Origin of the sequence: Aestuariirhabdus haliotis (assembly GCF_023509475.1) — a bacterium.
In the GTDB taxonomy this organism is placed as follows: domain Bacteria; phylum Pseudomonadota; class Gammaproteobacteria; order Pseudomonadales; family Aestuariirhabdaceae; genus Aestuariirhabdus; species Aestuariirhabdus haliotis.
The window spans coordinates 1-15,497 of the sequence record NZ_JAKSDZ010000062.1 but is presented as its reverse complement, the minus strand read 5'-3'; the positions used below and the strand labels follow the sequence as shown (position 1 = coordinate 15,497).

Annotated in this window: 13 protein-coding genes and 1 tRNA gene; all 14 read right to left on the bottom strand. The window is 52.0% G+C overall.

Annotation, left to right across the window (positions count from 1 at the left end; genetic code table 11):
• Nucleotides 1–95 (bottom strand): GTP-binding protein (locus tag MIB40_RS18215; protein ID WP_249696929.1); only part of this gene is annotated, 95 nt, incomplete at its 3' end.
• Nucleotides 96–133: 38 nt separating this feature from the next.
• Nucleotides 134–2,224 carry an elongation factor G gene (fusA, locus tag MIB40_RS18210; protein ID WP_249696928.1) on the bottom strand — a complete coding sequence of 697 codons (2,091 nt, stop codon included), beginning with the start codon at nt 2,222–2,224 and terminating at the stop codon, nt 134–136.
• An 18-nt stretch (nt 2,225–2,242) separates the two neighbouring features.
• Nucleotides 2,243–2,713, bottom strand: coding sequence for a 30S ribosomal protein S7 (gene rpsG, locus MIB40_RS18205; protein WP_249696927.1), 471 nt, complete (start codon nt 2,711–2,713; stop codon nt 2,243–2,245).
• Nucleotides 2,714–2,806: 93 nt separating this feature from the next.
• Nucleotides 2,807–3,178, bottom strand: a complete 372-nt coding sequence (rpsL, locus tag MIB40_RS18200; protein WP_125018478.1) for a 30S ribosomal protein S12 — start codon at nt 3,176–3,178, stop codon at nt 2,807–2,809.
• A gap of 186 nt (nt 3,179–3,364) precedes the next feature.
• Entirely contained in the window at nt 3,365–7,582 is a 4,218-nt protein-coding gene (rpoC, locus tag MIB40_RS18195) for a DNA-directed RNA polymerase subunit beta' (RefSeq protein WP_249696926.1), read from the bottom strand.
• Nucleotides 7,583–7,650: 68 nt separating this feature from the next.
• Complete coding sequence (gene rpoB / locus MIB40_RS18190) at nt 7,651–11,724, bottom strand: DNA-directed RNA polymerase subunit beta (protein WP_249696925.1); 4,074 nt, start codon at nt 11,722–11,724, stop codon at nt 7,651–7,653.
• A 238-nt stretch (nt 11,725–11,962) separates the two neighbouring features.
• A complete protein-coding gene (rplL, locus tag MIB40_RS18185; protein WP_249696924.1) occupies nt 11,963–12,337 on the bottom strand; it encodes a 50S ribosomal protein L7/L12 in 375 nt (124 codons plus the stop codon).
• A 71-nt stretch (nt 12,338–12,408) separates the two neighbouring features.
• Entirely contained in the window at nt 12,409–12,903 is a 495-nt protein-coding gene (gene rplJ, locus MIB40_RS18180; protein ID WP_249696923.1) for a 50S ribosomal protein L10, read from the bottom strand.
• Nucleotides 12,904–13,093: 190 nt separating this feature from the next.
• Entirely contained in the window at nt 13,094–13,789 is a 696-nt protein-coding gene (rplA, locus tag MIB40_RS18175; protein WP_249696922.1) for a 50S ribosomal protein L1, read from the bottom strand.
• A complete protein-coding gene (gene rplK, locus MIB40_RS18170; RefSeq protein WP_249696921.1) occupies nt 13,790–14,221 on the bottom strand; it encodes a 50S ribosomal protein L11 in 432 nt (143 codons plus the stop codon).
• Nucleotides 14,222–14,340: 119 nt separating this feature from the next.
• Nucleotides 14,341–14,874 carry a transcription termination/antitermination protein NusG gene (gene nusG / locus MIB40_RS18165; RefSeq protein WP_249696920.1) on the bottom strand — a complete coding sequence of 178 codons (534 nt, stop codon included), beginning with the start codon at nt 14,872–14,874 and terminating at the stop codon, nt 14,341–14,343.
• An 11-nt stretch (nt 14,875–14,885) separates the two neighbouring features.
• Nucleotides 14,886–15,257 (bottom strand): preprotein translocase subunit SecE, encoded by a 372-nt coding sequence (gene secE / locus MIB40_RS18160; RefSeq protein WP_249696919.1) that lies wholly within the window; start codon nt 15,255–15,257, stop codon nt 14,886–14,888.
• Between the two features lie 36 nt (nt 15,258–15,293).
• Nucleotides 15,294–15,369 (bottom strand) — tRNA-Trp (locus MIB40_RS18155).
• A gap of 33 nt (nt 15,370–15,402) precedes the next feature.
• The coding region (locus tag MIB40_RS18150) for an EF-Tu C-terminal domain-related protein (RefSeq protein ID WP_454892287.1) at nt 15,403–15,497 on the bottom strand (95 nt) is incomplete at its 5' end.

Here is a 15,497-nt window from a genome sequence, read left to right as displayed (position 1 = left end):
AGAGCAGCTGTCAGAGTAGTTTTACCGTGGTCAACGTGACCGATAGTACCCACGTTTACGTGGGGCTTATTACGCTCAAAAGTTTCCTTAGCCATTGCTAAATATACCTTTCTTAAAAAGTTTTAATCAAAAATCAAGCTTGCTTGCTGACCGCTTCCGCGATACTAGCGGGCGCCTCGGCGTACATTTCAAACTCCATGGAGTAAGTTGCACGACCCTGGGTAGCGGAACGCAAATCGGTTGCGTAACCAAACATTTCACCCAATGGCACCTGAGCATTGATAATCTTTCCGGAAGTGCTGTCTTCCATACCCTGCACAAGACCACGACGACGGTTCAGGTCACCCATAACGTCACCCATGTAATCTTCAGGCGTTACCACTTCGACCTTCATCATTGGCTCAAGCAGCACAGGCTTAGCTTCCGGCGCATACTTCTTCAGAGCCTGAGATGCGGCAATTTTAAACGCCATCTCATTCGAGTCGACTTCGTGGAAGGAGCCATCGTACAGACGAGCTTTCAGACCCAGCAACGGATAACCCGCAATCACACCATTCTGCATCTGCTCGGCAATGCCTTTTTCGATAGCAGGGATGTATTCCTTCGGAATCGTACCGCCCACGATCTCGTTAACGAACTCGAGACCTTCCTCTTCGGATGGAGAGAATTCGATAACAACGTGACCGTACTGACCGCGACCACCGGACTGACGCGCAAACTTGTGGTTTGCATCGACAGTACCCTTGATCTTCTCGCGATAAGCAACGCGCGGCTTACCAATGTTGGCCTCAACACTGAACTCACGACGCATACGATCAACCAGGATATCAAGGTGAAGCTCACCCATTCCTGAGATGATGGTCTGACCGGACTCTTCGTCGGTTTCAACACGGAACGAAGGATCTTCCTGAGCCAACTTGCCCAGTGCGATGCCCATCTTTTCCTGATCCGCTTTGGATTTCGGCTCAACCGCAACAGAGATTACCGGCTCCGGGAACTCCATACGCTCCAGCGTAATATGAGAATCCAGCGCACAAAGCGTATCACCCGTGGTGACATCCTTAAGGCCAATTGCAGCAGCGATATCGCCCGCCAGAACCTCTTTGATCTCTTCACGGTTGTTAGCGTGCATCTGCACCATACGACCGATACGCTCTTTCTTGGACTTAACCGGGTTATATACGGAGTCACCGGAATTCAAGGTACCGGAGTACACGCGCATAAAGGTCAGGTTACCAACAAAGGGGTCGGTAGCAATCTTGAATGCCAACGCAGCAAAAGGTGCCTTGTCGTCGGCACCACGCTCTTCGACAGTCTCACCATCGTCGAGTGTACCTTCGATCGCCTTTACTTCTTCAGGAGAAGGCATGTATTCGATCACTGCGTCCAATACCGCCTGCACACCCTTGTTCTTAAACGCAGATCCACCCAATACAGGAACAATCTCGTTAGCCAGGGTACGCGCACGAATGCCCGCCTTGATCTCCTCTTCAGACAGCTCACCGTCCTCGAGATACTTCTCCATCAACTCTTCGGTCGCTTCTGCAGCAGCTTCGACAAGCTCTTCGTGCATGGCTTCACACTCATCCTGCAAATCAGCAGGGATGTCGCCGTACTCGAATGTGGTGCCCATATCGTCTTCGCTCCAGATGATAGATTTCATCTTCACGAGATCGACAACACCTTTGAACTCATCTTCAGCGCCAATGGTCATCTGCAGGGGAACCGCAACAGCACCCAGACGCTCCTTGAGCTGGCTGACAACCATCTTGTAATCGGCACCGGCACGGTCCATCTTGTTAACGAACACCATGCGCGGAACGGCGTACTTGTTGGCCTGACGCCAAACGGTCTCAGTCTGAGGCTGAACACCAGACGAACCACAAAGAACCACAACCGCACCATCCAGCACACGCAACGAACGCTCTACCTCGATGGTAAAGTCAACGTGCCCAGGGGTGTCGATGATGTTAACGCGGTGGTCCTGAAACTGCTTATCCATGCCACTCCAGAAACAGGTAGTTGCCGCAGAGGTGATAGTAATACCACGCTCCTGCTCCTGCTCCATCCAGTCCATGGTTGCCGCACCGTCGTGAACCTCACCAATCTTGTGAGACATTCCGGTGTAGAACAACACACGCTCTGTAGTGGTTGTCTTTCCCGCATCAACGTGCGCACAGATACCGATATTACGATATCGGGCAATAGGGGTTTTACGAGCCACGAGATTATCCTCGAAAAATTAGAAACGGTAGTGAGAGAAGGCCTTGTTAGCCTCAGCCATACGGTGAACGTCTTCACGCTTCTTAACCGCTGCACCCTTACCTTCGGCCGCATCAGCAATCTCACCAGCCAGACGCAACGCCATGGATTTCTCACCGCGCTTACGGGAGTAATCCACCAACCAGCGCATAGCCAGAGCGGTACGACGGGAAGGACGAACCTCAACCGGTACCTGGTAGGTTGCACCACCAACACGGCGGGATTTAACCTCTACCATAGGCGCAATGGATTCCAGCGCCTTTTCAAACAGCTCCAGAGCATCTCCCTTGGAGCGCTCGGCAACCTTGTCCAGCGCGCCATAAACAATGCGCTCTGCAACAGATTTTTTACCACTGATCATTACGTGGTTAATAAACTTGGCTAGCGTTTGGTTCCCGTACTTTGGATCCGGGAGAACTTCGCGCTTAGCGATGACTCTTCTTCTTGGCATGATAAGCCCTCTAAAAAATGTAGGTCTTCAGGTCTGGCCTGAGAACAGCCGTTGCCGGCGACGCTCAGCCTTACTCTTATCAACAGATAAAAATTACTTCGGACGCTTGGTACCGTACTTGGAACGACCTTGCTTACGGTCGTTTACACCCTGGGTATCCAGGCTGCCGCGAACGGTGTGATAACGTACACCCGGCAAGTCTTTTACACGACCGCCGCGAATAAGAACAACACTGTGCTCTTGCAGGTTGTGGCCTTCACCACCAATGTACGAGGTTACTTCGAAGCCGTTGGTTAAACGCACACGACATACCTTACGAAGCGCAGAGTTCGGCTTCTTTGGGGTAGTTGTATAGACGCGAGTACAAACGCCACGACGCTGAGGGCAAGCCTGCAGCGCTGGAACGTCACTCTTCGCGACTTTGCGTTTACGCGGCTTACGAACCAACTGGTTAATAGTTGCCATGTAAGCAAACTCCACTAGTTAACAAATAGGGGCCAGAGCCCATTAAAACTGACCAAATAGAAATTCAGCCATGTTAAAGGACGCGAGATTTTATAGATCGCGCCCACCCGAGTCAAGAGAAAGCCCGGAATCCGCTATCTAAACGGCCCGGGCTATTCTTCACTACTTTTTTATAGCGATTAGAACTTAGCTGTCGCTTGAGTTCAGAGCCTCGCTCAATGCCTGCTCAACATCGCTCAAACTTACGCTGGCGGTACCAGTGCTAGCCGCACTTTCTTCCAGACGCTTGAGACGACGGTCCTTGTGATACGCCAGACCGGTTCCCGCAGGAATCAGTCGACCCACCACAACGTTCTCCTTCAGGCCTCGCAAGAAATCGCGCTTGCCAGTCACTGCCGCTTCGGTCAATACGCGAGTAGTTTCCTGGAAAGAAGCGGCCGAGATAAAGGACTCGGTCGCCAGCGACGCCTTGGTAATACCCAGCAATACTCGCTCGCCTTTGGCCGGAATCTTACCCTCTGTTTCCAATGCTTCGTTGTGCTCGAGGAAGCGCACGTACTCAACCTGGTCACCGCGAATAAAGCTGGAATCACCGGTATCGGTAATTTCAATCTTACGCAGCATTTGACGCAGAATGGTTTCGATGTGCTTATCGTTAATCTTTACACCCTGTAGACGGTAAACGTCCTGGATCTCGTTAACGATGTATTTGGCCAGCTCGCTGATACCCAACAAACGCAGGATATCGTGCGGGTTAGATGGGCCATCAGAGATAACCTCACCCTTGACCACTTTCTCACCCTCAAACACGTTGAGATGACGCCACTTATGGATCAGCTCCTCATAAGGATCGCTGCCATCGGTCGGCGTGATCACCAGACGCTTCTTACCCTTGGTCTCTTTACCGAAGCTGACCATACCGCTGATTTCAGCGAGGATGGAAGACTCTTTCGGCTTACGCGCCTCGAACAGGTCAGCAACGCGAGGCAGACCACCGGTAATATCCTTGTTACCTGAGCTCTGCTGAGGAATACGGGCAATAACATCACCCACTTCCAGCTGTGAACCATCGTTCAGGTTCAGCAAGGCGTTGGAAGGCAGGAAGTACTGCGCCGGAGTATTGGTATCGGCCAACTTGAGTTCATTGCCCTCGTCATCGACCAGGCCAACGGCAGGGCGAATATCCTTACCGGCAGCTGGACGATCCTTGGGATCCAGAACCTCGATGTTGGACAGACCGGTCAACTCATCCGTCTGCTTCTTAACGGTAATGCCTTCTTCCATTCCGGACAGAGCGACCTTACCAGCGATCTCAGTAATAATGGGGTGCGTGTGCGGATCCCATTTGGCAACGATGTCACCGGCAGCCACGTCAGCACCATCCTGGCAAAGGATATTGGCACCATAAGGCAGCTTGTAACGCTCACGCTCACGACCAAACTCATCAGCCACCGCCAGCTCACCGGAACGAGAAACCGCCACCAGGGAACCGTCTTTACGCTCAACCGTTTTCAGGTTGTGCAAGCGCAAGGCGCCGCCATTTTTCACCTGAATGCTGTCAGCAGCCGAGGTCCGCGACGCCGCACCACCGATGTGGAAGGTACGCATTGTCAGCTGGGTACCCGGCTCACCGATTGACTGGGCAGCGATAACACCAACCGCCTCACCACTGTTAACCTGATGACCACGACCCAGGTCGCGACCATAACACTTGGAACACACGCCATGGCGAGTTTCACAGGTGATGGAAGAGCGCACCAGCATCTCATCAACGTTCATCGCCTCGAGGCGAGTTACCCAGGCTTCGTCGATCAGAGTACCGGCCGTAACCGCCACCTCGTCGTCGGTGCCAGGCTTGATCACATCCTGGGCAACCACACGACCCAGAATTCGCTCACCCAACGGCTCAACCACATCACCACCTTCGATGTGAGGAGCCATCCATAGACCCTGATCAGTACCGCAATCATCTTCGGTAACCACCAGATCCTGGGCTACATCCACGAGACGACGGGTCAGGTAACCGGAGTTCGCTGTCTTCAAGGCGGTATCGGCCAGACCCTTACGAGCACCGTGAGTCGAGATAAAGTACTGCAGTACGTTCAAGCCTTCACGGAAGTTTGCAGTAATCGGGGTTTCGATAATGGAGCCATCCGGCTTCGCCATCAGGCCACGCATACCGGCCAGCTGACGAATCTGGGCGGCACTACCCCGCGCACCGGAATCCGCCATAATGTAGACCGAGTTGAAGGATTCCTGCTCCTCCTTCTTGCCTTCACGGTTGACCACGGTATCGCTACCCAGGTTATCCATCATCTTCTTGGCAACCAGCTCGTTGGCTCGTGACCAGATATCGATAACCTTGTTGTATTTTTCACCCTGAGTTACCAGGCCATTACGGAACTGCTCTTCGATTTCGCGCACCTCTTCAGAGGCGTCCTCGATGATCTGATCCTTTTCGTCAGGAATAACAAAGTCGTTTACACCAATCGATGTACCCGATTTGGTTGCATACGCAAAACCGGTGTACATCAACTGGTCAGCGAAGATAACCGTCTCTTTCAAGCCCACATCGCGATAGCAGGTGTTGATCAGGTTAGAGATCGCCTTCTTCTTCATGGGCTGGTTAATCAGCTCGTAAGCGATACCATCCGGGCAAATATCAAACAAAAGGGCACGACCGACAGTGGTTTCTACCAACTGCAGTTTGGCTTCCTTGTTGCCTTCTTTATCGATGATCACTTCGTTTACACGAACCTTACAGCGAGTATGTAACTCGGCATGACCCGTACGGTAAGCGCGCTGCGCTTCCTTGATATCGGCAAACACCAGGCCTTCGCCTTTCGCATTGATGCGTTCACGAGTCATGTAGTACAGACCCAAGACCACGTCCTGCGACGGTACGATAATTGGCTCGCCACTGGCCGGTGCCAGGATGTTATTGGTTGACATCATCAACGCACGAGCTTCGAGCTGCGCTTCAATGGTCAGCGGTACGTGAACCGCCATCTGGTCACCATCGAAGTCGGCGTTATAGGCCGCACACACCAATGGGTGCAACTGAATGGCCTTACCTTCAACCAGTACCGGCTCAAACGCCTGAATACCCAAACGGTGCAAGGTAGGTGCACGGTTCAGCAGGACCGGATGCTCACGGATAACCTCATCAAGGATATCCCACACCAAACCCTCTTCACGCTCAACCATCTTCTTGGCGGCTTTGATCGTAGTCGCTGCACCACGAGCCTCCAGCTTGCCGAAGATGAACGGCTTGAACAGTTCCAGCGCCATTTTCTTGGGCAGGCCACACTGATGCAAACGCAAGGTTGGGCCAACCACGATAACGGAACGACCGGAGTAGTCGACGCGCTTACCGAGCAGGTTCTGACGGAAACGACCCTGCTTGCCCTTGATCATATCGGCAAGGGATTTCAATGGACGCTTATTGGAACCGGTGATAGCACGACCGCGACGACCGTTATCCAGCAACGCATCGACAGACTCCTGCAGCATACGCTTCTCGTTACGCACGATGATATCAGGCGCACTCAGATCCAGCAGACGCTTGAGTCGGTTGTTACGGTTGATCACACGACGGTACAGATCGTTCAGGTCGGAAGTCGCAAAACGACCACCGTCCAGAGGCACCAGAGGACGCAGATCGGGCGGTAGAACCGGCAGTACTTTCAGCACCATCCACTCAGGATTGTTGCCCGAGTTGTGGAACGCCTCGATCAATTTCAGACGCTTGCTCAGCTTCTTGATCTTGGTTTCGGAGCTGGTCGCAGGAATCTCTTCACGTAGGCGTGCAATCTCGTCTTCGAGACTCATATCACCCAGCAGGGCCTGAACGGCTTCGGCACCCATCTTGGCCTCGAAGTCATCGCCGAACTCTTCCAGCGCCTCGTAGTACTCCTCGTCGTTCATCATCTGACCTTGCTCGAGGCTGGTCATACCCGGATCAACAACAACATAGGATTCGAAGTACAGCACACGCTCGATATCACGCAGGGTCATATCCAGCATCATGCCGATACGGGACGGCAATGATTTCAGGAACCAGATGTGAGCCACCGGGCTGGCCAGCTCGATGTGACCCATGCGCTCACGACGCACTTTAGCCAGAGCAACTTCAACGCCACATTTCTCACAGATGACACCGCGATGCTTAAGACGCTTGTACTTACCACACAGGCATTCGTAGTCTTTTACCGGACCAAAAATTTTGGCGCAAAACAGACCGTCACGCTCAGGTTTGAACGTACGATAGTTAATGGTTTCCGGCTTCTTGACCTCACCAAAGGACCAGGAACGGATCATTTCCGGTGATGCCAGGGAGATTCGAATCGAGTCGAACTCTTCGGTCTGTCCCTGGTTTTTCAGTAGATTCAATAAATCTTTCAAGATCGTATCTCCTCGCGGGGTTGGCTAAAGAGCTGTCGGTTCAGTGACAGCTCCCCGCGCTTAGCTGCTTACTCGGTTTCCAGTTCGATATCGATGCCAAGAGACCGAATCTCTTTCACCAGAACGTTGAAGGACTCAGGCATGCCAGGTTCCATCCGATGATCGCCGTCCACGATGTTTTTATACATCTTGGTACGACCGTTGACGTCATCCGACTTGACGGTGAGCATCTCCTGCAAGGTATAAGCTGCGCCATAAGATTCAAGCGCCCACACCTCCATCTCACCGAAGCGCTGGCCACCAAACTGCGCTTTACCACCCAGCGGCTGCTGAGTAACCAAGCTGTAGGAACCAGTAGAACGGGCGTGCATCTTGTCGTCTACCAGGTGGTTCAACTTCAACATGTACATGTAACCAACGGTCACAGGACGATCGAATTGATCACCAGTACGGCCGTCAAACAGGCTTAACTGCCCGGAATCCGGAATACCTGCCAGGGTCAACAGTTCCTTGATTTCACTCTCACGAGCACCATCAAAGACTTGCGTTGCCATCGGCACACCATCGGCAAGGTTACGCGCCAGATCGATAATTTCAGCATCGCTGAGCTCATCAAGGTTCTCGTCACGACCACCAACACCGTTGTAGATCTTGTCGAGGAACTTGCGGATCTCGGCAACGCCTTTCTGAGCTTCAACCATTTCGTTGATCTTGCGACCAAGGCCTTTGGCAGCCATGCCCAGATGAGTTTCAAGAATCTGACCCACGTTCATACGAGACGGCACACCCAATGGGTTCAATACGATATCAACCGGCTCACCATGCTCATCGTGAGGCATATCCTCAACCGGCATAATGACCGAGATAACACCCTTGTTACCGTGACGACCCGCCATCTTGTCACCCGGCTGGATACGACGTTTGATCGCAAGGTATACCTTGACAATTTTCTGTACGCCCGGTGCCAGGTCATCGCCAGTTTGCAGCTTCTTCTTCTTGTCTTCGAAGCGCTCATCCAGCTTTTCACGACGTTCATTAAGCTGCGATTCGGCCAGTTCAAGAACCTCGTTCAACGATTCGTCGGCCAAACGCAGCTTAAACCACTGACCTCGCTCAAGACCTTCGAGGTATTCCTGCGTCAGGGTATCCCCTTTCTTCAAGTCAGGGCCGCCGTTAACCTTCTGGCCAACCAGACTGTCCTGTAGACGCTCGTAGGTTGCTTGCTCAACAATGCGATATTCGTCGTTAAGGTCTTTGCGAACCTCGTCGAGCTGGGTCTTTTCGATAGAAACCGCACGCTGGTCCTTTTCGACGCCATCGCGAGTAAATACCTGGACATCGATCACGGTACCCTTGACCGAAGTTGGTACACGCAAGGAAGTATCCTTAACGTCGGACGCCTTCTCACCAAAGATGGCACGCAGCAGCTTTTCTTCCGGCGTCAGCTGAGTCTCACCCTTAGGTGTCACCTTACCCACCAGAATATCGCCGGCTTCAACTTCTGCACCGACATAAACAATACCGGACTCGTCCAGCTTGTTCAGGGCGTGCTCACCGACGTTAGGAATATCCGCTGTAATCTCTTCCGATCCCAGCTTGGTTTCCCGCGCCACACAGGTCAGCTCCTGAATGTGAATCGTGGTGAAACGATCTTCTTGCACCACACGCTCGGAAACGAGAATAGAATCCTCAAAGTTGAAACCGTTCCAGGTCATAAATGCGATACGCATGTTTTGACCCAACGCCAACTCACCCAAGTCAACAGAAGGACCATCAGCCAATACATCACCGCGCGCAACCTTGTCACCGGCTTTCACCAGTGGACGCTGGTTAATACAGGTGTTTTGGTTTGAACGGGTGTACTTGGTCAGGTTGTAGATATCAACACCGGCTTCACCGGCCTGAATCTCGGAAGCGTCAACACGAACCACGATGCGACTGGCATCAACAAACTCGATCACACCACCACTCTTGGCCACGACGCAAACACCGGAGTCAGTCGCCACAGCGCGCTCGATACCGGTACCTACCAGAGGCTTCTGGGAACGCAGAGTAGGCACGGCCTGACGCTGCATGTTTGATCCCATCAAGGCACGGTTAGCATCATCGTGCTCGAGGAAAGGAATCAAGGACGCCGCCACGGAAACTACCTGACGTGGAGAAACGTCCATGTAGTTAACGCGATCAGGTGTCATAAAGGTGAATTCGTTAAGATGACGAACACTTACCATTTCATCGGCAAGCTTACCTTTCTCATCCAGTACCGCATTGGCCTGGGCGATAACAAATTCCGCTTCTTCAATAGCAGACAGGTAATGAATCTCTTCGGTGACTACGCCATCAACGACTTTACGGTAAGGGCTTTCCAAAAAGCCATACTCGTTAGTGCGGGCATAACTCGCCAAAGAGTTAATCAGTCCGATGTTTGGACCTTCAGGCGTTTCGATAGGGCACACACGACCATAATGGGTTGGATGTACGTCTCGCACTTCAAAACCGGCTCGTTCACGGGTCAAACCACCTGGGCCCAATGCAGAGACACGACGCTTGTGCGTGATCTCGGACAAGGGGTTGTTCTGATCCATAAACTGGGACAGCTGGCTGGAGCCAAAGAACTCTTTCACGGCAGCCGCAACAGGCTTGGCATTGATCAGATCCTGAGGCATCAAGCCTTCGGATTCTGCCATGCTCAAGCGCTCTTTAACCGCACGCTCAACACGCACCAGTCCCACACGGAACTGGTTTTCAGCCATCTCACCAACCGAACGAATACGACGGTTACCCAGGTGATCAATATCGTCGACAATACCCTTGCCGTTACGAATATCGACCAGAGTCTTGAGCACAGCAATCACGTCATCGTTATCGAGCACACCCGCACCGGTATCGGAATCGCGACCAATACGGCGATTAAACTTCATCCGGCCAACGCCGGACAGGTCGTAGCGATCGCTGCTGAAGAACAGATTGCCAAACAGCGCTTCGGCGGCTTCCTTGGTTGGCGGCTCACCGGGACGCATCATGCGATAGATTTCTACCAACGCTTCAAGCTGGTTGGTGGTGGTATCAGCAGCCAATGTATCGGAGATGAACGGTCCACAATCCAGCTCGTTGGTGTAAAGCACTTCAAGATCAATAACGCTCTTTTCGCGCAGCTCTTCGAGCACTTCCAGAGTGATCTCTGTATTGCATTCGAAAAGGATTTCGCCGCTGGCTTTATCAACCACTCCGCGAGCCAGACGCTTGCCCAGCAAGTACTCGACTGGCGCGTCCAGAGTATCCATCTTGGCCTTGGCCAACTGGCTAATGTGGCGAGCCGTAACACGGCGGCCTTGCTCGACAATGACCTTACCGGTTTTGTCTTTAATATCGAAGCTGGCTGCTTCGCCGCGCATACGCTCGGGTACCAGCGCCATGCTGACACCATCTTCGGTCAACTGGAAGCTGGTGGTATCGAAGAAGATCTGCAAGATTTCTTCAGAAGACAATCCCAGCGCACGCAGTAATACTGTCGCAGGTAATTTACGACGACGATCGATACGAGCGAAAACGAGGTCTTTGGGATCGAATTCGAAATCGAGCCAGGAACCACGGTAAGGAATCACACGCGCGTTGTATAAAAGCTTACCGGAAGAGTGGGTTTTACCACTGTCATGGCTGAAGAATACACCAGGAGAACGATGCAGCTGCGATACGATAACCCGCTCGGTACCATTAATAACGAAGGTGCCGTTTTCGGTCATCAGGGGAATTTCCCCCATGTACACTTCCTGCTCTTTAATGTCCTTGATCGCTTTGTTGGAAGACTCCTTATCGTAAATGATAAGGCGAACTTTCACGCGCAGCGGAGCAGAGTAGGTCACACCACGGAGCTGACACTCCTTGACATCAAATACCGGCTCACCCAAACGATAGCCAACATATTCAAGCGCAGCGCTGCCCGAATAGCTGACAATAGGAAACACGGTTTTGAATGCGGCATGCAAACCACGTTCGGCCATCCCCTCCTGGGAGACACCGGTTTGTAAAAAATTGCGATAGGAATCCAACTGGATCGCCAGCAAGTAAGGCACGTCCATAACGTGCGGCAGTTTGCTGAAATCCTTGCGGATACGTTTTTTCTCAGTGTACGAGTAAGCCATCAGTGTTCCCCAGCTTAGCCACCTAGCGAATCAGCTCGAACAGATCACGCCATTGGACCGTCGAACTTCTAGAAAGGACGAAGTATCGTCCCAAAATCGTTACAGTCGTTCTGCCCTTTAAGGGCCCGAAGCAACTCCAGTATTATCACTGGACTTACAACGGAAAAAGGCCGGCGCCCCAAAGGGCACCAGCCATCAGCACTCATCAAAAAATCAGGCTGTTGGTGATCACAAGCGATTACTTGATCTCTACCTGAGCACCTGCTTCTTCAAGCTGCTTCTTAGCTTCTTCAGCGTCGTCCTTGCTAGCGCCTTCTTTCACAGTAGAAGGAGCGCCGTCTACCATGCCCTTGGCTTCTTTCAAGCCAAGGCCAGTGATAGCACGAACGGCCTTGATGACGTTAACTTTCTTGTCGCCAACGGCGGTCAGAACCACGTCAAACTCGGTCTTCTCTTCAGCAGCAGCACCGCCAGCGTCGCCACCACCGGCAACAGCAACTGCAGCCGCAGCGCTAACACCGAACTTTTCTTCCATTGCTTCAATCAGTTCAACAACGTCTTTAACAGACATTTCTGCAACAGCGTTGATGATATCGTCTTTAGTAAGAGCCATTTCTCTATTCCTAAATGTATTGAGCTTTACGCTCGTTAATCTGCTTCATGCTGCCATTCCACAAGGGATAATTAGGCAGCCTGCTCTTCTTTCTGGTCGCGGATGGCGGCAATGGTACGAACCAGCTTTCCTGCTGCTGCTTCTTTCATCACGCTCATCAAACGTGCGATCGCTTCGTCGTAAGTTGGCAGTTTGGCTAACATCGCCACTTCAGCCAATTCGCCTTCAAAAGCTGCTGCTTTTACTTCGAAGTTGTCGTTCCCTTTCGCAAAATCGGACAGCACGCGTGCAGCGGCGCCGGGATGCTCATTAGAAAACGCAATCAAAGTAGGACCAACGAATGTCTCTACGAGGCATTCGTAGTCAGTGCCTTCTACTGCGCGGCGAGCCAGGGTGTTACGAACGACTTTTAACCAAACGCCGTTCTCACGCGCCTGTGCACGCAATGCAGTCATATCAGAAACGGTTACGCCACGAGAATCGGCAACAACCGCTGACAAAGCACCTTTAGCAGCTTCCTGGACTTCGGCAACAATCGCTTTTTTGTCTTCTAGTCCTAAAGCCACGGATTTACTCCAGTTGGTTTAACAAAGATCCTTGCGGATCATCCACTTGGTGTGTGGCAACTCAGAATTCTGAATCGGGGTCACACCATCTGCGCAGGCATTCCATTAAGCCTTTCGGCACCTGCGGTCTTTGACAGCTCCCGCACAAGGCGGGAGTCCCAAAGATTGATTACAGCCCAAAGGGCGGTAATTAAAACTCCAGTGAAGACTGGTCGATCACCAGACCCGGGCCCATGGTGGTGGACAGGGTGATTTTCTTCACATAAATACCTTTGGCAGATGCAGGCTTGGTCTTTTTCAAGTCAACCAGCAACGACTCCAGGTTTTGTTTGATAGCGTCAGCTTCGAAACCAACCTTACCGATGCCAGCATGAATAATGCCGTTCTTATCAGTACGGTAGCGAACCTGACCAGCCTTGGCGTTGCGAACAGCCGTCGCAACGTCAGGCGTTACAGTACCGACTTTAGGGTTAGGCATCAGGCCACGCGGACCAAGAATCTGTCCCAGCATACCCACAACCCGCATCGCATCCGGAGAGGCGATCACGACGTCAAAGTCCAGATTTCCGCCTTTAACCTGCTCGGCAAGATCATCCATACCAACAATGTCTGCGCCGGCTTCTTTTGCGGCATCAGCGTTAGCGCCTTGAGTAAAAACAGCTACACGTACATCTTTACCAGTACCCGCAGGCAGTACAGTAGCACCGCGAACAACCTGGTCCGATTTACGTGGGTCAACGCCCAGATTTACGGATACATCAACAGATTCCTTGAACTTTACAGTAGAAAGCTCGGACAACAGAGCAACTGCATCGCTCAGAGGGTATTGCTTGGTTACGTCAACTTTCTCTGCGATAACCTTAGCGCGCTTAGTTAGCTTGGTCATTTACACACCCTCCACGTTAAGGCCCATGCTGCGAGCAGTACCGGCGATGGTGCGCACAGCAGCATCCATATCTGCTGCCGTCAAATCAGGTTCTTTGGTTTTAGCAATTTCTTCGAGCTGTTCACGGTTCACAGTTCCTACCTTCTCGGTATTAGGACGGCCGGAACCTTTTTTCAGCTTGGCGGCTTTCAGCAGAAGAACGGCTGCAGGTGGCGTTTTGGTTTCAAAAGTAAAGCTGCGGTCGCCGTATACTGTAATAACAACCGGAATTGGCAATCCAGGCTCAACACCTTGAGTCTGGGCGTTAAACGCCTTGCAGAATTCCATGATGTTTACACCGTGCTGACCCAAAGCAGGACCAACGGGTGGACTCGGGTTTGCTTGACCTGCAGCAACCTGCAGTTTGATATAAGCTTCGATTTTCTTAGCCATAATTACCTCAACAATGGGTGCAAACGCCTTACGGCTCCCCGTTAAAACGTCCGACTCGCATCAGACGACACAACCCCGCATCGCTACAGCGGTGCAGGGTACACAACTCTCAAGGAATTCTAGCCTTTTTCTACCTGGCCAAATTCCAGCTCTACCGGAGTAGAGCGACCGAAGATCAAAACTGCCACATGCAGCCTGCTCTTCTCATAATTTACTTGCTCAACAACGCCATTAAAGTCAGCAAACGGCCCATCAATAACACGCACCATTTCACCTGGCTCAAACAGGGTCTTAGGCTTGGGCTTCTCGCTACCATCCTCAACACGCTGAAGAATCGCATTGGCTTCACGCTCAGTAATTGGTGCCGGCTTGTCAGCGGTACCTCCAATAAAGCCCATTACACGCGGCGTATCCTTAATAAGGTGCCAGGTGTCATCATTCATTTCCATCTGCACGAGAACATAACCAGGGAAAAACTTACGCTCACTCTTCCGCTTCTGCCCACCCCGCATTTCAACCACTTCCTCAACAGGAACCAGGACCTCACCAAACTGATCCTGCATTTCGTGCCGCTCAATACGCTCCTTTATAGAGCGCAGTACCTGCTTCTCATAACCAGAATAGGCGTGCACGACATACCATCTTTGACTCATTCGAAGTGCTCCTACCCAATCAGCAAGTTGATTGCCCAACTCAAAAGAGAGTCAAGCCCCCACAACAGCAAACCTACAACCAAAACTGCCGCGACAACAATTAGAGTGGTTTGCGTGGTTTCCTGACGACTTGGCCATACAACACGACGAACCTCGGCTTTAGACTCTTTCATCAAAACCAGAGCCGCATGCCCTTTTGCCGTCTGCGCCGCCACAAACAAAGCAACACCCGCTAACGCCAGCAGAGCCAACACTCGATACAGAACAGACTCGTCTGAATAGTACTGATTACCATATGCGCCAGCCACAACAATAGCCACTACCACAAACCACTTAACACCATCAAAGCGGCTTACGTTTTCAGTTTCTAATTTTGCAGCCATATACAGAACACACCCGGAAATCACACACTTAAATAATGGCAGGCCAGGAGGGAATCGAACCCCCAACCCCCGGTTTTGGAGACCGGTGCTCTACCAATTGAACTACTGGCCTACTGCACGGGAGGGCGAACCCTCCCACAAACACTTACTCGACGATTTTAGCTACAACACCAGCACCTACGGTACGACCACCCTCACGGATAGCGAAACGCAGACCTTCGTCCATAGCAACAGGTGCGA